Here is a 17,105-nt window from a genome sequence, read left to right as displayed (position 1 = left end):
GGGGAACGGGACCGAAGCCGTTCGGGAGTACGCTTTCGCCGGACTGAGGCGAACGTTGTCGCGATGAGCACGGACTACGACGACCTGCCGCTGGTGTACTCCTGTTCCGGCTGTTCGAGCGCCGCGCAGATGGCCAACGACATCGCGGTCAGACTCGACCGCGAGCGGATCGCCGAGATGTCCTGCATCGCCGGTGTGGGCGGAGACGTCGCCCCACTCGTGACCACCGCGACGTCCGGGCGACCGATGGTCGTGATCGACGGCTGCCCGCTGGAGTGTGCGCGTGAGAGTCTGGAAGGACACGGCGTCACACCGGACAGCCACGTCAACCTCGCCGAACGGGGCGTGGCCAAGGAGTATCACACCGAGTACGACGAAGAACAGGCCGAGGCGCTGTACGAGGAACTCGTCGACGAAGTCGAACGCGTGGCGTCGACGGCCTGAGCCCTGCAAAAACCGAAATCGCAGTGAGTCCGGCTACTTCTTCGGGAGCGTCGCGATGAACTCGTTCGGGCCGACGCGGTCGACCGTGTAGCCGTCGGCGTCGAACGAGTCGATCTCGGCGCTCATCTGGTGGTACAGCGGCGTCGGTTCGTGGTCGTTGATCAGCGAGAGCGCCTCTCCGCTCTCCAGGTCTTCGAAGGCGTCGAAGATCTTCGGATGGCGCTGGGGCGGCGGTATCTCTCGCAGATCGAGTTGCTGACCGGTCATCGCGTCAGAACAGTACACGCGGACCCTCGAGAGGGTTCGCGCGAATACCTTCGGTCGAGCGACGCCACCGCCGCCGCCCGCTACCGAGCAGTCGGCCCACCGGTGAGCGTCCACACCGTGCTCTGGATCGACTTCCCGACGAAGTAGCCGACGACGAACCACAGGACCGCCGCCTCCGTTCCGCGGAGCGCGAATCCGGCGGCGCCACAGAGGAGTCCAACGAGGAGGCCGGGGTCGGTCGCGACGGACGGAAGAGTTCCCATCGTCCGTTCGTGGGGGCCGGTCGGGTTGAGCGTTCGTCCGAATCGGTTCGGTCCCGGACCGACGGCGAGCGGTTCGCTCGTCGGTTCGGGAACGCATTTACGAGGAGGGGGACTACTGCCGTGTAATGACTGGGACAAGCAACCCCGCGGGCGCGGGCTGGTTCGACGGCCTCGACCCGGGCGACGTCGAGGCGGCCGTCGGAGCCGTCACCGACGGGGAGGCGGACGAACCGGACGAGTGGCCTCGGCTGGCCGTCGAAGCAGGATACGTCGATTCGGCGGACGAGTACTACGACCGACTCCACGAGGCGACCATGGAGGCGGCGCGCCGGGAGATCCACGAACGGGAGCGCGCGGACGACAAACAGCTCATCCACGCGGTCCGCGCGATGGACGACTGCGAGCGCACCGCGAACGAACTCGCCGAGCGCGTCGCGGAGTGGGCGGGCACGCGCTACGAAGACGCCGGTACCGGCGTCGACTACGCCCGCGACCTCGCTGCGGAGCGGGGCGACACCGAGGCGTCCGATCCCGGCGAAGCGCGACTCGTGGCGCTGGCGGAACGAACCGCAGCACTGGCCGACGAGGCCGACGAACTGCGCGCGTACGTCGAGGAGACGACGCCCTCCGTGGCACCGAACCTCGCGGCGATGGCCGGGCCCGTGCTCGCCGCACGGCTGATCTCGCTGACCGGCGGGCTCGACACGCTCGCACGAAAGCCGAGCAGCACGGTCCAGGTGCTCGGCGCCGAGGACGCCCTGTTCGCCCACCTCCGCGGGGCGGCGCCGTCGCCGAAGCATGGGATCATCTTCACGCACGAGTACGTGCGCGGGACCCACCCCGACCAGCGCGGGTCGGCGGCCCGTGCGCTGGCCGGGAAACTCACCATCGCCGCGCGCGTCGACCACTACAGCGGCGAGCGCAAACCCGAACTCGACGCGGAACTCGACGAGCGCATCGCGACCATTCGGGGGAACGCGGACGGCGCGGACGACGGTAGCGACCGGGGAGGTGACGGCTCGTGAGCGACCTCCCAGACGGCGTCGTCCGCCGCGAGTTCGACGGTATCGAGCGCCTGGCGACGAAGGGAGAACCGGTGTACGGCGAGCCGACCGACGGCGAGTGGCGCGCCTGGAACCCCGACCGGTCCAAGCTCGGCGCGATGCTCGAACTCGGGCTGGACACCGGACTGGTCGGCGGCGAGACGGTGCTGTACCTCGGCGCGGCCGCGGGGACGACCGCCAGTCACGTCGCCGACTTCGCCGGTCCGACCTACGGCGTCGAGTTCGCCGCGCGACCGGCCCGTGACCTCCTCGACGCCGCCGAACCGCGGGGCAACCTCTTCCCCCTGCTGAAAGACGCCCGCAAGCCCGAAACGTACGCCCACGTCGTCGAACCCGTCGACGTGATCGTCCAGGACGTCGCGACGCGCGGGCAGGCGAAGGTGGCGACGGCCAATGCGACGTTCCTCCGCGAAGACGGGCGACTCCTGATGGCGGTCAAGGCCCGCAGCGAGGACGTGACGCGCGACCCCGGCGACGTGTTCGAGGACGTGCTGGAGGAGCTCGAGTCGACCTACGAGATCCTCGAAACCCGGCGGCTCGCGCCCCATCACGACGACCACCTCGGGATCGTCGCGACCCCGCGCTGAGCGGTGAGGAACGCACGGGAACCCGGGCGGAGTACCGGAGGGGTTATCCGTCGGTGGGAGAGAGTACGTGGTAGACGGCACGGTCAGCAGTACCTTTCGGCCCATTGCGGGCTATTGCTGACTGACCTAACCCGTCTCTCTAAAACCACCGAGCGACTGCTACGGGGTCGCCGAGAGACGGACGCCTCGAATCGATTCGGCGGAACGGGGCGCGGTGGGGCGGAGAAGGGAAATTTTTAGCGCCGTCGGCCCGACGTACGTGTCGATGGACGAGCGGGGTTCGCGAGAGACGTTCAGTCGGACGGGTACCATCGGGATCGAAGAGGAGTACTACGTCGTCGACGAGGACGGCCGCCCCACATCGGGGACGGACGAACTCGTCTACGAGTCGGACCCGCCGGCGCTCCTGGAGGGACGCCTCGACCACGAGCTGTTCAAGTGCGTCGTCGAGTCCCAGACGCCGATCATCGAGGAACTGGGCGACGCCCGCGAGCACCTGCTGGCGGTCCGCGAGGCGCTGGTCGACCACGCGACCGCCAACGGGTTCGACATCGCCGCCGCGGGGCTCCACCCGCTGGCGAAGTGGCGCGAACTCGAACACGCCGAGAAACCGCGCTACAAGTCACAGCTCGACCGCATCCAGTACCCGCAACATCGGAACACGACGGCCGGCCTCCACGTCCACGTCGGGGTCGACGACGCGGACAAGGCCGTCTGGATCGCCAACGAACTCCGCTGGCACCTCCCGGTGATGCTCGCGCTGTCGGCCAACTCGCCGTACTGGAACGGCTTCGACACCGGCCTCGAGTCGGCCCGCGCGAAGATATTCGAGGCGCTGCCCAACACCGGGATGCCGACGGCGTTCGCGGACTACGACGCCTTCGACGACTACGAGCGGCGGATGCTGGAGACCGACAGCATCGACGACCGCGGCGAGCTCTGGTTCGACGTGCGCCCCCACTCGGGCCACGGCACCGTCGAGGTGCGGACGCCGGACGGGCAGGCCGACCCCGACAAGGTGCTCGCGTTCGTCGAGTACACCCACGCGCTCGTCACCGATCTCGCGGCCCGGTACGAGGACGGAGAGAACGGGTCCGAGGTCCGGCGAGAGCTCCACGACGAGAACAAGTGGCGCGCGCTGCGCCACGGCCACGACGCCGCCCTGTTCGACCGCGAGTTCGAGTCGACTGTCGACCTCGGCGAACTCGTCGACCGCGAGGCCGAGCGACTGGGAGTCTCCGGCATCCGCGACCTGTACGACGATGAGAGCGGCGCCGACCGACAGCGCCGCCTCCGCGAGGACGAGGGGGTCGACGCGCTCTGTGACTCGCTGCGCCTCCAGTACGAGTAGTCGCCCGACTGGCAGAACGGAGACAGCTCTCCGCTAGAACCTCCGGGATTACCGTCCAGCAGGAACGTCGGCAAGATTTTTACCCGGGAGGGGCTTTCGTCCTTCTAGAGGCGACGTATGTCTACAGACGATACTGCGGACGACAGTGAGGGGACCGAACAGCCAGAGCCGCGAGAGGGTGACGGTGGGAACGTGCGCGAACGGCTCGAACAGGAGGCCGACAGGGCGGTCACGGGATTCGACGAGGGCATCGTCGACATGCTGTCGTGGGTGCTCGAGACAGAGACGCGGGCGCGTATCTACGTCTACCTCCGGCAGAACCCCGAGAGCACGAGCGAGGAGATCTCGGAGGGGACGGGCCTGTATCCGAGCACCGTCCGCGAAGCGCTCGCCGAACTCCACGGCGAGGAGAAGGTTTCCCGACAGAAGCGCGAGAACGATGGCGCCGGCAACAACCCCTACGAGTACAGCGCGATGGCGCCGAGCGAACTCGTCGGGAGCGTCGTCGACGACGTCCAAGCGGAGCTCAACACCGTCTTCAACCTCGACGAAGTGCTCGGAAGCGACGACGACGAACCGACCGTCGACTCCGAACCCGTCACGATAACCGTCGAAGACGACGCCGACGACTCGGACGCTGTCGAGGCGGACGAGGACGACGTCGCGACGCTCGACGATACCGGAGACGCCGACGACCCGGACGCCGACGACCCGGACGCCGACGACCCGGACGCCGACGAGAACTGAGCCGCTCGCGGCCGCGAACTGGTTTCTGACCGACGGTGGTCGCGACCTGTGGGAAGCCGAAGGCACTTTACCCGGTACGCCCAACTGAGGGAGTATGAAGGTCGCGCTGGGTGGAACGTTCGACCCCGTCCACGACGGGCACCGCGCGCTGTTCGAGCGCGCGTTCGAACTGGGTGACGCGACGGTCGGCCTGACGAGCGACGAACTCGCGCCGACGTTGCGCAGCGAGAACCGCTACGTCCGTCCGTACGACCAGCGCGAACGCGACCTCGACGCCGAACTGGCCGCCCTGGCGGACGAGTACGACCGCGACTACGAGATCCGGAAGATCGACGACCCGACCGGCTTCGCCCCCGAACCGCAGTTCGAGGCCATCGTCGTCTCCCCGGAGACCGAAACCGGCGGCAAACGCATCAACGAGATCCGCCGCGACCGCGGGGTCGACCCGCTCGACATCGAGGTGGTCGATCACGTGTACGCCGAGGACGGCGAGATCATCTCGAGTACGCGCATCGTTCGCGGCGAGATAGACGAACACGGCAACGTCACACCCGAACGCGACGGTCGCGACGCGCCCACCGAGACGGAGGCCGACACCGCGAGCGCGGCCGCGGAGGCCGTCGACGCCGACGCGGACGACGCCTGATCCTACCAGCCCGGCGCGTCTAGTCCCTCGCCTTCGAGCAGTTCCTTCCAGCGCTGCTGAATCGTGAGACGAGACACGTCTGCGGCCTCGGCGACGGCCTCCTGACTGCGGCGGTCCCCCTCGACCAGTCCGGCGACGTAGACACTCGTCGCCAGCACCGCCCGCTTCGAGCGGTCGGTCTCGGGGACGTTCGAGAGAAACAGGTCCGCCGCGCGCGACCGCGCCGCGGCCGCCAGGTCGAGACGCTCCGCGACCACTTCGACCTCGTCGAGCCACTCGGCGTTCTCTACCTGATCGCGGGCGCTGTACATCACCTGTTCGTATGCGGCCGACCGGCTTAAATCCTCGACGGCGAGCGCGCCCGCAAGCGTCGACGGCGCGACGATGGCGCAACCGTCATACCGGTCTCGTCCGTACTGACGGGCGTGACACAGTGGGTCGAGAATCCGACGGGCGGGCGGGACCGCGGACCGGCGGCGCTCGCTCGTGCGTGGGCGGAGGTGCTCGTGCGACCGCGGCGACTCTTCCAGTCCGGTGTCGCGCCGGGCGACCAGGCCCCGGGGCTGGTGTTCGCCGGCACGGTCGTGTTCGTCGAGGAACTCACGCGAGTCCTGACGGGTGCAGCCGCCTACCCGATACTGGGCGGCCGCCCCGTCGCTTCGACGGTGCTCTGGCTCGGACTGGCGGTCCTCCTCGTCGCGCCGGCGGCGCTCCACCTGGTCGCCGCCCTGCAGACGCTCATTCTCGTCCCGACCGCGCCCGACCGCGCGGGCGTCAGCGAGACGGTGCAGGTCATCGCCTACGCGACAGCGCCGTGCGTGTTCGCCGGTCTCCCCTACCCGGGGGTGCGCGTGGCGGCGACAGCCTACGCGAGCGCGCTGCTCGCCGTCGGTATCAGCGACGTCCACGACGTGTCGCTCGCGAGGGCGGCGGTGCTGGCGGCGGTGCCGGCTGCGCTCGCCTTCGGCTACGGCTTCCGCGGGTTCGCCGCGCTCTCCGAACTGACCGGACTGACGTGGGCCGACGTCGCGGCCGTCGCCTGAGTCGGTCCCGAGCGGGGACCGGCCGGACCACGACCGTTTAAGCGCGCGCCGGACGGATCGCCGGTATGCTCAGTCTCGACCTGGACGAGTTCATGTTCGAGGTGAACGACGGCGCGATCAAACACGTCGGTCCCTCGAACAAGACGGCGACTGCGAAACTGTACGACGTCGCGGGCGTCGACGTTCGGGAGTTCGGGGACAAGCGAGTGAAACTCGCCTTCGAGGACGAGGACGGCAACGAAGTCGAGATCGCGCTGTTCCCGGAGCAACTCCGGGAAGTCGCGCGCGGGATCGAGTTGCTCGAGGCGGACAGTCCCGTACTGGAGTGAACCCCGGCGGGTCGAACCCGTCCGCGTCTGGTGGTTTTCGGCCGGCCGATGGGGGCCAGACGGCGGGACCGGTGGCGGACACGTTTCGACAACCGTTTTAGGCCCGGGGTATTTCTAACTGCCAATGGGTTCGTGTATCATCTGCGGCAAGTCTGTCGACGGTCGCATCTGCGACCTTCACGAGGAAGACGTCGTCTTCGAGTTCCGAGGGAACCAGCCCGACCAGCTGACGGTCGATCGCTACTACCGCGGAACCGTCGACGGGTACGCCGAGTTCGGCGTGTTCGTGGACATCGGCGACAGCGTCACCGGACTGCTCCACCGGAGCGAGCTCGACCAGCGACTCGAGAGTCTCGAGTGGGAGTCCGGCGACACCGTCTTCGTGCAGGTACAGCAGGTCCGTGACAACGGGAACGTGGATCTCGGCTGGTCGATCCGCCAGTCCGAGCGCGAGTTCCGCGGCACCCTCGTCGACGACCCCGACCAGGGCGCACCGTATCTGAAAGAGGACGAAGAGGACGACTCGGGAAATGAAGGCGCGGCAGCCGACGACGGTTCGGCTGCCGACGTGTCCGACGAACGGTCGACGGACGACACGGACGACGACTCCGACGTGACGACGCGCGGCGGGAACGAGACGGTCGATTCCGAGTCGACCGACGTGCAGTCCGCCAGGTCGACCGACGAGCAGTCCGCCGAATCGACCGGCGAGCAGTCCGCCGACGCCGAGCCGGTCGAACGCCAGCCGATCGACACAGAGGACAGTTCCCCCGCGGAGAGCGCGACGACGGAGTCGACCGCGGCCGCGGCGGAGAGCGAGGCCGGGTCCGGTTCGAGCGACGACGGCGGTGCCGCGGCGACCGGTGCCGGTGGCAGCGCGAGCGCCGTCGCCGAGGAACCGTCCCACGTGGCCATCGAGACGCTCTCGGACCGCGTCGGCGAGACGGTCAGACTCGAGGGCGTCGTCGAGAGCGCGCGACAGACCAGCGGCCCGACGGTGTTCGAGATCCGGGACGAGACCGACAGCGTCGAGTGCGCCGCGTTCAAGGAAGCGGGCGTCCGCGCCTACCCCGAGATCGGGGCCGACGACGTGGTCCGCCTGGACGGCGAAGTCCGCGAGCGACGCGGCGAACTCCAGGTCGAGACCGAGGCGCTGGTCACGCTCGAGGGCGAGGACCGAGACACCGTCGAGAGCCGACTCGACGACGCGATCCGCACGCAGGCAGAGCCCGAGGCCGTCGACCCGCTCGTCGCCGACGAGGTCGTCGAGGGGCTGGCCGACGAGGTTCGAGAGGTCGCGACGGTGATCCGCCGCGCGGTGCTCGAAGAGCGACCGGTCGTCGTCCGGCACACCGCCACCGCGGACGGCTACGTGGCCGGCGTCGCGCTGGAGCGGGCGACGCTCCCGCTCGTGCGCGACCAGCACGACCAGCACGACGCGGTGTACCACTACTTCGACCGTCGCCCGCTCGAGGAGGGCGTCTACGACATGGACGACGCGACGAAGGACGCGACGCGGATGCTCGAAGCCCGCGAGCGCCACGACGAGAAACTGCCGCTGTTCGTCTTCGTCGCCGCCGGCGGCACCCGCGAGTCCCTGGACGGCTTCGAACTGCTCGATCTCTACGGCGCGGGCCGCGCGCTCGTCGACGACATCGAGGTCGACCCGGAGATCGAGGACGCGGTCGGCGCGCTCGTCGCCCCCGAGGGTGCGAACGCGCCCGACACCACCGCGACGACGCTGGCCGCCAACGTCGCCGCCCACGTCAACGACGACGTGCGCGCCGACCTCCAGCACCTCCCCGCGGTGAGCTTCTGGGAGGACACCCCCGAGGGCTACGCCGACGCCGCGAGCGACGCCGGCTACGACGCCGACGCCGCCCGCGAGGTCCGCGAGGCCGTCGCGCTGGAGGCGTTCTACCAGTCCTACGAGGACAAGCGAGAGCTCATCACGGACCTGCTGTTCGGCGAGGGCGACGGCCCCGGCGGCCTCGCCGCCCACGTCAGCGAGCAGTTCCGCCAGAAACTCGAGGCCGAGGTCGAGACGGCCGAAGCCAACCTCGACACGCAGACGCTCGACGACACGAAGGTCGCGGTGCTCGACACGGACGCGTTCGCCCACCGCTACGAGTTCCCGCCGACGCACCTCCTGCTCGACGAGCTCCACCGCCGCCACCGCGACGACGTCTCCGCGGTCATCGGCGTCTCGGACGACGAACTCCACATCCGCAGCGACCACCCGATCGACGTGCGCGACGTCGCCGAGCGCGCCCGCGAGTGGGTGCCCAACGCCGGGCTGACGGCCAAGTCCGCCCGCGACGGCAAACTGGAGTACATCGCCGGCGAGCGCTCGGCCGTGCTCGACACGGTCATCGACGTGGTCGCCGACGAAGTCGCCTGAGCGACCGACCTTTTTGCCGTTCTCGGCCGTCCGTTCGCCCATGAGCGATAGCGACGACGACCCCGTCGTCTCCGAATCCGACCGCGACTGGGACGAGTACGACCACGGCACGCGACAGTTCCGCCGGAAGCGACTCGGCGCCTCCGGCGGCGAGGAATTGGGGACGAGCCTCTACGAACTCGACCCCGGGAAGCGGACGTGGCCGCGCCACTACCACGCCGGCAACGAGGAGGCGATCTACGCCATCGGCGGCGAGTTGACGCTATGGCTCGGAACGGATGACGAAGAGAGCGAACACGTCCTCGAACCCGGCGACTACGTCGCCCTGCCGAGCGGGTCGGACCACGCCCACGAGGTAGCGGCCCGCGGTGACGAGACCGCGCGGTTTCTGGTCGTCTCCACGATGAACGAGCCGGATCTGTCTGTTCTTGTCGAGCGTGACGCGGCGATGCTGTTCGCGGGCGGCGCGCCGGGGAACTACGACGACCGGTACGTCTCGAAGACGGTCGATCTGGACGCCGAGGTGGAGTACTGGGAGGAGTGACGAGGCGGGAGCCGCAGGACCGCGGGGGCGGCCGCGTCAGTCGCGGACCGTTCGAGCATCAATCGCGGACCGCTCGAATCCCCTTCTTCGCGCCGTAGTAGGCCCACTCGGCGCTGTAGCAGAACACACAGCCCCTGAATTTCGGCTTGCTCGCGCCCGCGGCCGTCTCGTCGCCGTTCGCGGCGGCTGTCATACTCTGTACCGGGGGCTACCGGGGCACAAACCCGACGGGCGTGTGCGTGTCGTGCGCACGCCCGTCACTCGTTGGTCGAGAATCAGTCCGACCACCTCGAACCGCCGCCGTCTCACTCGCTGCTCGGGTCGAACACGCCGCGCCGAAGCCCTTCGCGGACGGGGTCGTGTTCGGCGTCCGTGGGCGGCGGTGCGGTGACGAGCAGGGCCTCCAGCCGTCCGTCCTCGTCAGCCCTGACGCCGCGGTCCACGTCGGCTGGGACGGTGACCACGTCACCCGGCTCGACCTCGTGGTCGGTGTCGCCCTCGCGGACGACGCCGGTCCCCTCGCGGACGTGAACGGCCACGTCGCTCCCGGGCGCGTGGACCGGGATGAACTGCCCCGGTTCGAAGTAGCCACAGACGACCTTCATGTGGTCGCTCTTGAACACGCCCTGGGCCGAGAACTGATCGTCGCTATACTCCCGTTCGGCGTCGAAGTCCGTCGCAGGCATCTCTGTAACTACATCGAGGGGACGACGAGCGAAAGCGCCTGACCCGAAGGTGTTCGCGGACCGAACCGGTCTGCACGGTAGCGACACGCTTATTCGCGGCAGGGACGGATCCTCGACAACGCGATGAGCACCGAGACACCGGACGTGGCCGACCTCGACTCCGACGAGCCCGAGGCCTTCCTGAAGGCCTGCCGGGAACTGGTCGACCGCATTCTCTCGGGCGAGATCGAGAAAGACGACGTGGAGACGGCGAAGAAGGAGGTCTGCGGGAAGTACTCCTCGCCGAAGGTCCCGCGCAACTCCGACCTGATCGACTTCGGACCGGAGGACCGCCGCGAGGAACTAGAGGAGGTCCTCCAGCGCAAACCCGTCAGGACCGCCTCGGGCGTCTCGCCCGTGGCGATCATGACCTCGCCGAAGCGGTGCCCCCACGGGAAGTGTCTGTACTGTCCCGGCGGCCCGGACTCGGAGTTCTCCAGTGCCCAGTCGTACACGGGCCACGAGCCCGCGGCCGCCCGCGGCGTGCAGAACGACTACGACCCCTACGGACAGGTCCGCCTGCGCCTCGAACAGCTCCGCCAGATCGGCCACCCCGTCGACAAGGTGGAGCTCATCCTGATGGGCGGGACGATGACCGCCCGGAGCCACGACTACCAGGAGTGGTTCGTCAAGCGCGCGCTGGAGGCGATGAACGAGTACGACCCGAACGGGAACCCCCAGCCCGCCGAAGACGAGAGCTTCGCGCAGGACCCCGAGGCGTACGACTTCAGCTACGTCGAGGACGTGATCGCCGAGAACGAGACGGCGGACGTTCGCAACATCGCGACCACGTTCGAGACCAAGCCCGACTGGTGTGACCCCGAGCAGATCGACCGGATGCTCGACCTGGGCGCGACGAAGGTCGAGGTCGGCGTCCAGACCACCTTCGAGCGGATCAACCGCGAGATGCACCGCGGGCACGGCACGCAGGACGCCATCGACGCCAACCGCCGCCTCCGGGATTCGGGCTTCAAGGTCGGCTTCCACATGATGCCGGGCCAGCCCGGGATGTCCAAGGAGATGTGCCTCGAGGACTTCCGGCGCATCTTCGAGAACACGGACTGGCGGCCGGACTTCCTGAAGATCTACCCCACCCTCGTCGTCGAGGGGACGGTCACCTACGACTGGTGGCAGAAAGAGGAGTTCGAGCCGCTGGACAACGACGAGGCGGCCGAACTCGTGGCCGAGATCAAGTCGATGATCCCGGAGTACACGCGCCTCCAGCGCGTCCAGCGGGACATCCCCGCGGACTTCATCGAGGGCGGCGTCTGGAAGTCCAACCTGCGACAGCTCGCCTGGCAGCGCATGGAGGAACACGACTGGACCTGCGACTGCATCCGCTGTCGCGAGGCCGGCCACCGCGACGAGACGCCCGAGGAGATCACCCTCGACACCGACGTGTACGAGGTCGCGGGCGGCACGGAACACTTCATCAGCTTCGAGGACCGCGAGAAGGACATCCTCGTCGGCTTCTGTCGCCTGCGGTTCCCGAACGACCCCGTCCGGCGGGAGCTTCAGGACGCGGCGGTCGTCCGCGAACTCCACGTCTACGGGAGCGAGGTCGGCGTCGGCCAGTCCGCCGAGGACGGCGGCCACCAGCACAGGGGCTACGGCAAGCGACTCCTGCACGAGGCCGAGCGGCTGGCCGCCGACGCCGGCTACGGCAAACTCGCCGTCCTCTCCGGCATCGGCGTCCGGCAGTACTACCGGCAGAAACTCGGCTATCGGCAAGACGGCCCGTACGTGAGCAAGCGGCTGTAACCGCGAACAACCGGGATCGGGCGGACCGACCACTACTCCTCGTCCACGTAACTCCCGTAGTCGACTTCGGCCCAGTAGAGCTGTCCGTCGTAGCGGACGACGTATGACCCGCGGTAGTCGGTCTCCTCGACGGGTTCCTGCGCGCGGAACCTGTCGACCAGCGAGTCGAACGCCTCGTTGTCGTCGTCTTCGACCCAGTAGGTGTCGTTCAGTGCGCCCCCGACGACCTCGCGCTCGGCGTCGGACAGCCTGGAGAGTTCGAACTCGTGGCGCTCGCGGAGCGAGTCGGCGTAGACCTCGTGGCTCTCGGCGACCTCCGTCGCCTCGTAGCGGTAGACCGTCAGCGTCTCACGCTCGGCTTCGACGTCGACGGGATAGGTCTCCCCGTCGTACCGGACGGCATCGTACTCCTGCGTCGGGACCAGCACCGACGACTCGGCGTCGCCCTCGGTGTAGGTGGCGCCGACGCCGACGTCGTACCCCGGTTCGAGGCGCTCGTCGCCGGGCCGATCCCGCGTGATCACGAACTCGAGCGTCTCCCTGTCGACGGCCGGCAGGTCCTCGTAGTCGACGACCGTCCCGTCGACCGATGAGGCGTTGTAGTCGATGCGGATCCCGACGTCGTAGCCGGGCGCGGTCCCGCTCTCCGCGTAGTCGAGCGCGTAGAACCGTCCCTCGTGACGGAAGGGTAGCTGTTCGTCGACCGGCGGGCGCTCGCCGATCGCTGTGGCACTGCCGTTCTCGACCGCTCTCCGGACCACGACCCTGTCGTCGTCCGGTGGCGCGTCGGTGGGCAGCGAGTTGCTCGCCTCCTCGGCGAGCCCACGGTCGTCGACGGGTGTCAGGGAGAGCGACCCCTCCGCGGAACACCCGCTCAGTCCCGCGAGGAGAGCGACGAGCGCGAGCGCGAGGACCGTCCTGCGTCTCATACCGGAGCGTCGCGGATGCGATACGAAGGTCTTGTGGAGGCCCAAATCGGTATTTGACGTTCGGGTCTCGCTGGCGCGCGCGAAGGTCGACGCCGGGCGAGGCCAGCATCGTTTTCCCGCTCGATCGACTACTACGACCGTACATGCCGACGCGACTCGCCGAGGGGATCTGGATGCTGGATCTCGGGCTCTTCCCGCCGTTCTCGACCAACGGCTACCTGATCGACGACGGGACGGTGACGCTCGTCGACCCCGGGCTGTTCTGGAACCGCCCGACGCTCGGCGCGGAACTGAGCGAGGTCGGCTACGAGGTCGGCGATGTCGACCGCGTCTTCCTCACTCACTACGACGTCGACCACACGGCGGGGCTCCGCGCACTCGACGGTCAGTTCGACGGGCCGGTGTACATCGGCGCCGCCGACCTCGCGCTGGTCCGCCGCGAGAGTCACCCGAAACTGCTCCACCACAAGGGGCTCTTTCACCGCGCCGCGCGGCGACTGTTCCCACTCCCGGATCACATGGACGTCCGCGCCGTCGAGGACGGCGACCGGATCGGTCAGTTCACCGCGTATCACACGCCCGGCCACAACCCCGGCCACACGGTCTTCGTCCACGACTCCGGCGCCGCATTCCTCGGCGACCTGGTCTGGGAGAGCGACGGCCGCCTGACGACGCCGATCTGGTTCGACTCCTACGACATGGGAGAGATCGCGGAGAGCGTCCGACGACTGGTCGAGCGGACCCAGCCCTTCGAGGTGGCGGCGATGGCCCACGGAACGCCGCTGGTCAGCGGCGGCCACGCGGCCCTCGCGGCCTGCTCCGACCGTCAGTAACGGGACTCGTCTCCCCGAGCCCGCCCGGTATCGACTGAGTACCGGAGTCAGCCGCGGCGAGGCCGTGGCTCCTCGGACAGGACGGCACTGCTGTGAGAACGAGAGAGCGGCGGTCGGGTCTGGAATCCCGCGCAGGGAGACCAGACGGAGGCCGCGTTCGCGACGGCTGGGCGGCCGAAGGCGATGCTTACGCGGTCGGAACGGCGGCGGCCGGGACGGCTCGGTCGACGCGCTTCGTCTCCACGTCGTAGTCCACGAGGCCGGCGTCGGCCAGCATCGGCAGGTGGACGTGGTGCAGGTCGACCCGGATCTCGTCGCGAGCGGTCGCGGCCGCCCGGTCGAGGTCGTTCTCCGCCGCGTCGACCGCGGCGGCGAGCGCCGACAGGGTCGTGCTCCCGGAGCCCGTCGCGAGCGCGTCGAGTACGGCCCTGCGTCGCTCGCTCGCGAGGATCCGATGGCGTTCGTCCGTCGTGAGTTCGGTCGCCTGTGCGTCGTCTCGGTCGACTTCGGAGGTAGATCTCGACATGGGTAGGGTCTGGGTCGCTGTCGCCCAGGGTCGCTGGTGCGTAGTATACCGAACGCCCCAGTCACCGGTAAGGGTTGACTAGAACTGATTAGGGTCCGAACGCGATTCGGCCGGTCGTGGTGGACCCGGATCGATACCGGTTCCGGGCCAGTTACGTGCGAACGATATCGCCATGGTTGCGTGTTAGAAACGCCCTACTCCGATTTTGTCACTCCGCCAACGGAGGGTTCAAACGGGATCCGCCCCTCTCGACGGTAATGGGAAACGCCGGCATCACGGAGAGTCTCTCGGAGACGATAGCCGTCTTCGAGTCCATCGGCGCTCCGGGGGAGCCGATGACGACGAGCGAGGTGGCCGACCACCTCGACGTGTCGCGCCGGAGTACGTACGACCGACTGGAACGACTGGTCGACCACGAGCTCCTGCGGACGAAGAAGGCCGGGAGCCGGGGTCGCGTCTGGTGGCAGCCGATCGGGACGCTCGACGCTTCGCCGGACCGTTCGGCCGCCGACCGGGAACTGGCGGAGACGAGGGAGCGCTTTCAGCACCTCTTCGAGCACAGTACCAACGTGATATACGTCGCCGATCCCGAGACGGGCGATATCGTCGACGTCAATCCGGCCGGCTGTGAGACGCTGGGCTACACCCGCGAGGAGTTGCTCGAACTCGGCCCGTCGGACCTCCACCCGGCGGAGATGGAGCGCTTCGAGACGTTCGTCGACAGCGTGTTCGCCGAGGGGAGCGGCTGGACGGACGACCTCACCTGTCTGACGAGCGACGGTGAACCGCTCCCGACGGAGATCTCCGCGTCGAAGATCCTGGCCGACGACCGCGAACTCGTGTTGGCGATCGTCCGGGACGTCAGCGAGCGCGAGGAGCACGGCCGTGAACTCGCCCGGCAGCGCGAGGAACTGGAGCGCCGCGAGCGAGCGCTCCGCCTCGCCTACGAGGTCGTCTCGGACCCCGGGAGGGAGTTCTCCGAGCAGATCGACGACCTCCTCGCGATCGTCCGCCGGACGCTGGGAACCGACTACGCGACGCTCTCGCGCGTACAGAGCGACGAGTACGTCTTCGAGGCGATCTCCGCGCCGGTGGACGCCGATCTGGCGGTCGGCGACACCGTCGCGCTCTCGTGGACGAACTGCGAGCGAGTCGTCGAGACGGAACGGACGCTCGTCCTCAACGACGTCGAGGCGGACGCCCCCGAACTGGCCGACCGGCCGGGGAACGCCGACTGGGGGATCGCCTGTTACCTCGGTTCGCCGGTGTTCGTCGGGGACGAGGTGTACGGGAGCTTCTGTTTCTACGACAGGGACGCTCGGAGCGAGGACTTCAGCGACTGGGAGGTCGCCTTCGTCGACCTGCTGGGCAACTGGGTGAGCTCGGAACTCGAACGCCAGCAGTACACCGAGCGCGTCACGGCGCTCAACGAACTGAACTCCGTCGTCCACGAGTTGACCGACGCGGTCATCGAGCAGTCCACCCGTGATGAGATCGAACGCGTCGCCTGCGAACAGCTCGCCGCGGCCGATGCCTACGAGTTCGCCTGGATCGCGGAGGTCGACCCGAACACCCGGGAGATAACGCCGCGGGCAGAGGCGGGGATCGAGAACTTTCTCCGGAACGTCGAGCGCTCGACGGACGCGGACGACCAGTCGGGACCGGGCCCCGCCGGCACGACCTTCCGCACCGGCGAGATGGTGGTGTCACGGGACGTGTTCGAGGACCCGGCGTTCGAACCCTACCGCGACCACGCCGAGACGTACGGGTTTCGGTCGTTCGCCGCGATCCCCATCGTCCACGGAGAGTGCCTCTACGGCGTCCTCGGGGTGTACTCGGACCGTTCCGGCGCGTTCGCGGAGAACGAGCGGAACGTGCTCCGCCAGCTCGGGGAAGTCATCGGGCACGCCATCGCGGGCGTCGAGCGTCAGCGAGCGCTGATGGGGGACGAACTGCTCGAACTGGAGTTCCGCGTCCACGGGCCGCTGGAGGCGGTCGACGTCCCGGGCGACGGACGAATCACGCTGGCCGGGACCGTGCCAGTCGGCGGGGACGAGTACGTCGTCTACGGAAACGCGACGCCGGGCAGCGCCGAGGCCGTCGAGGCGCTCGTCGATGCTGTCCCCCACTGGGACAGCGTGAGTTTCCACGGCGAGGACCGGGAACGGTTCGAACTCCGGCTCTCGGACTCGCGGATCCACTCGACGCTCGCCTCGCTCGGCGGGTACGTCGAGTCGGCCGTCGTCGAGGACGGGGAGTTCCGGTCGACGCTCCACTTGCCGGGGGGCACCGACGTCCGACCGGTCATCAAGGCCGTGCGATCGATGTTCCCGGGCGCCGAGATGGTGAAACGGCGTCAGGTCGCCACGACACGGGAGACGGGGGACGGCGTCCACGGCGCCTTCGCCGAGGGACTGACCGACCGACAGCGGGCGACGCTCCGGGCGGCGTACTACGCCGGCTTCTTCGACTGGCCGCGCGAGACGTCCGGCGAGGAGGTCGCGGCCTCGCTCGACATCTCGCCGCCGACGTTCCACCAGCACCTCAGGAAGGCCGAGCGGAAGGTGTTCGAGTCGCTGCTGTCGGAACCGCTCTGAGACCCGCCACTGGCGGCGCGGGGCGACGGGCGCGAACGACACGCCTTT

Annotated in this window: 20 protein-coding genes; 13 read left to right on the top strand and 7 right to left on the bottom strand. The window is 68.7% G+C overall.

The annotated features are described in order from the left end of the window. Positions 1 to 63 precede the first annotated feature (63 nt). A complete protein-coding gene (locus D1409_RS13605) occupies positions 64 to 444 on the top strand; it encodes a putative zinc-binding protein (RefSeq protein ID WP_123537522.1) in 381 nt (126 codons plus the stop codon). 33 nt (positions 445 to 477) lie between these two features. Here D1409_RS13605 and D1409_RS13600 read toward each other — a convergent pair whose 3' ends face one another. Continuing rightward, on the bottom strand, positions 478 to 711 hold the full coding sequence (locus D1409_RS13600; protein WP_123537521.1) for a DUF2249 domain-containing protein: 234 nt from the start codon (positions 709 to 711) through the stop codon (positions 478 to 480). Positions 712 to 791: 80 nt separating this feature from the next. Next, positions 792 to 974: a hypothetical protein gene (locus D1409_RS13595; protein ID WP_123537520.1), complete on the bottom strand. Its 183-nt coding sequence runs from the start codon at positions 972 to 974 to the stop codon at positions 792 to 794. 125 nt (positions 975 to 1,099) lie between these two features. Here D1409_RS13595 and D1409_RS13590 point away from each other — a divergent pair, with 125 nt between their 5' ends. From D1409_RS13590 to D1409_RS13570, 5 genes are all read left to right on the top strand, one after another. Further along, on the top strand, positions 1,100 to 1,999 hold the full coding sequence (locus D1409_RS13590; RefSeq protein ID WP_123537519.1) for an NOP5/NOP56 family protein: 900 nt from the start codon (positions 1,100 to 1,102) through the stop codon (positions 1,997 to 1,999). Continuing rightward, positions 1,996 to 2,625, top strand: coding sequence for a fibrillarin-like rRNA/tRNA 2'-O-methyltransferase (locus tag D1409_RS13585; RefSeq protein ID WP_123537518.1), 630 nt, complete (start codon positions 1,996 to 1,998; stop codon positions 2,623 to 2,625). Before D1409_RS13590 ends, D1409_RS13585 begins: the two co-directional genes overlap by 4 nt. A 265-nt stretch (positions 2,626 to 2,890) precedes the next feature. Then, positions 2,891 to 3,976: a glutamate--cysteine ligase gene (locus tag D1409_RS13580; protein WP_123537517.1), complete on the top strand. Its 1,086-nt coding sequence runs from the start codon at positions 2,891 to 2,893 to the stop codon at positions 3,974 to 3,976. A gap of 117 nt (positions 3,977 to 4,093) precedes the next feature. Then, positions 4,094 to 4,723: a winged helix-turn-helix domain-containing protein gene (locus D1409_RS13575; RefSeq protein ID WP_123537516.1), complete on the top strand. Its 630-nt coding sequence runs from the start codon at positions 4,094 to 4,096 to the stop codon at positions 4,721 to 4,723. Positions 4,724 to 4,817: 94 nt separating this feature from the next. After that, complete coding sequence (locus D1409_RS13570; RefSeq protein ID WP_123537515.1) at positions 4,818 to 5,369, top strand: phosphopantetheine adenylyltransferase; 552 nt, start codon at positions 4,818 to 4,820, stop codon at positions 5,367 to 5,369. Between the two features lie 2 nt (positions 5,370 to 5,371). Here the strand turns inward: D1409_RS13570 and D1409_RS13565 are convergent, their stop codons facing one another. Next, positions 5,372 to 5,680 (bottom strand): cyclin family protein, encoded by a 309-nt coding sequence (locus D1409_RS13565; protein WP_123537514.1) that lies wholly within the window; start codon positions 5,678 to 5,680, stop codon positions 5,372 to 5,374. Between the two features lie 114 nt (positions 5,681 to 5,794). Here D1409_RS13565 and D1409_RS13560 point away from each other — a divergent pair, with 114 nt between their 5' ends. The 4 genes from D1409_RS13560 to D1409_RS13545 all read left to right on the top strand — a co-directional run bounded on the left by D1409_RS13560 (position 5,795) and on the right by D1409_RS13545 (position 9,686). Then, positions 5,795 to 6,412, top strand: coding sequence for a YIP1 family protein (locus D1409_RS13560; RefSeq protein WP_123537513.1), 618 nt, complete (start codon positions 5,795 to 5,797; stop codon positions 6,410 to 6,412). Positions 6,413 to 6,477: 65 nt separating this feature from the next. Beyond that, the gene (locus D1409_RS13555; RefSeq protein ID WP_123537512.1) at positions 6,478 to 6,741 is read left to right on the top strand and encodes a hypothetical protein; all 264 of its coding nucleotides are present in this window, start codon (positions 6,478 to 6,480) and stop codon (positions 6,739 to 6,741) included. 124 nt (positions 6,742 to 6,865) lie between these two features. Beyond that, positions 6,866 to 9,142 (top strand): DHH family phosphoesterase, encoded by a 2,277-nt coding sequence (locus D1409_RS13550; protein WP_123537511.1) that lies wholly within the window; start codon positions 6,866 to 6,868, stop codon positions 9,140 to 9,142. Between the two features lie 40 nt (positions 9,143 to 9,182). Then, a complete protein-coding gene (locus D1409_RS13545; protein ID WP_123537510.1) occupies positions 9,183 to 9,686 on the top strand; it encodes a cupin domain-containing protein in 504 nt (167 codons plus the stop codon). Between the two features lie 58 nt (positions 9,687 to 9,744). Here D1409_RS13545 and D1409_RS25590 read toward each other — a convergent pair whose 3' ends face one another. After that, positions 9,745 to 9,879: a hypothetical protein gene (locus D1409_RS25590; RefSeq protein ID WP_268895826.1), complete on the bottom strand. Its 135-nt coding sequence runs from the start codon at positions 9,877 to 9,879 to the stop codon at positions 9,745 to 9,747. Between the two features lie 112 nt (positions 9,880 to 9,991). After that, a complete protein-coding gene (locus tag D1409_RS13540) occupies positions 9,992 to 10,372 on the bottom strand; it encodes a cupin domain-containing protein (protein WP_123537509.1) in 381 nt (126 codons plus the stop codon). 123 nt (positions 10,373 to 10,495) lie between these two features. Here D1409_RS13540 and D1409_RS13535 point away from each other — a divergent pair, with 123 nt between their 5' ends. Next, entirely contained in the window at positions 10,496 to 12,172 is a 1,677-nt protein-coding gene (locus tag D1409_RS13535; protein ID WP_123537508.1) for a tRNA uridine(34) 5-carboxymethylaminomethyl modification radical SAM/GNAT enzyme Elp3, read from the top strand. Positions 12,173 to 12,204: 32 nt separating this feature from the next. Here the strand turns inward: D1409_RS13535 and D1409_RS13530 are convergent, their stop codons facing one another. Next, complete coding sequence (locus D1409_RS13530; protein ID WP_123537507.1) at positions 12,205 to 13,101, bottom strand: hypothetical protein; 897 nt, start codon at positions 13,099 to 13,101, stop codon at positions 12,205 to 12,207. A 143-nt stretch (positions 13,102 to 13,244) separates the two neighbouring features. On the opposite strand from D1409_RS13530, the gene D1409_RS13525 reads away from it, so the two are divergent. Continuing rightward, the gene (locus D1409_RS13525; protein ID WP_123537506.1) at positions 13,245 to 13,934 is read left to right on the top strand and encodes an MBL fold metallo-hydrolase; all 690 of its coding nucleotides are present in this window, start codon (positions 13,245 to 13,247) and stop codon (positions 13,932 to 13,934) included. Between the two features lie 187 nt (positions 13,935 to 14,121). On the opposite strand, the gene D1409_RS13520 is transcribed toward D1409_RS13525, so the two are convergent. Continuing rightward, positions 14,122 to 14,460 (bottom strand): DUF7344 domain-containing protein, encoded by a 339-nt coding sequence (locus tag D1409_RS13520; protein WP_123537505.1) that lies wholly within the window; start codon positions 14,458 to 14,460, stop codon positions 14,122 to 14,124. A gap of 257 nt (positions 14,461 to 14,717) precedes the next feature. On the opposite strand from D1409_RS13520, the gene D1409_RS13515 reads away from it, so the two are divergent. Then, on the top strand, positions 14,718 to 17,057 hold the full coding sequence (locus tag D1409_RS13515; RefSeq protein ID WP_123537504.1) for a bacterio-opsin activator domain-containing protein: 2,340 nt from the start codon (positions 14,718 to 14,720) through the stop codon (positions 17,055 to 17,057). Positions 17,058 to 17,105: the final 48 nt, after the last annotated feature.

The organism is Halosimplex salinum, assembly GCF_003730195.1.
Classification (GTDB): domain Archaea; phylum Halobacteriota; class Halobacteria; order Halobacteriales; family Haloarculaceae; genus Halosimplex; species Halosimplex salinum.
This window is presented reverse-complemented; position numbering and strand designations above follow the sequence as displayed.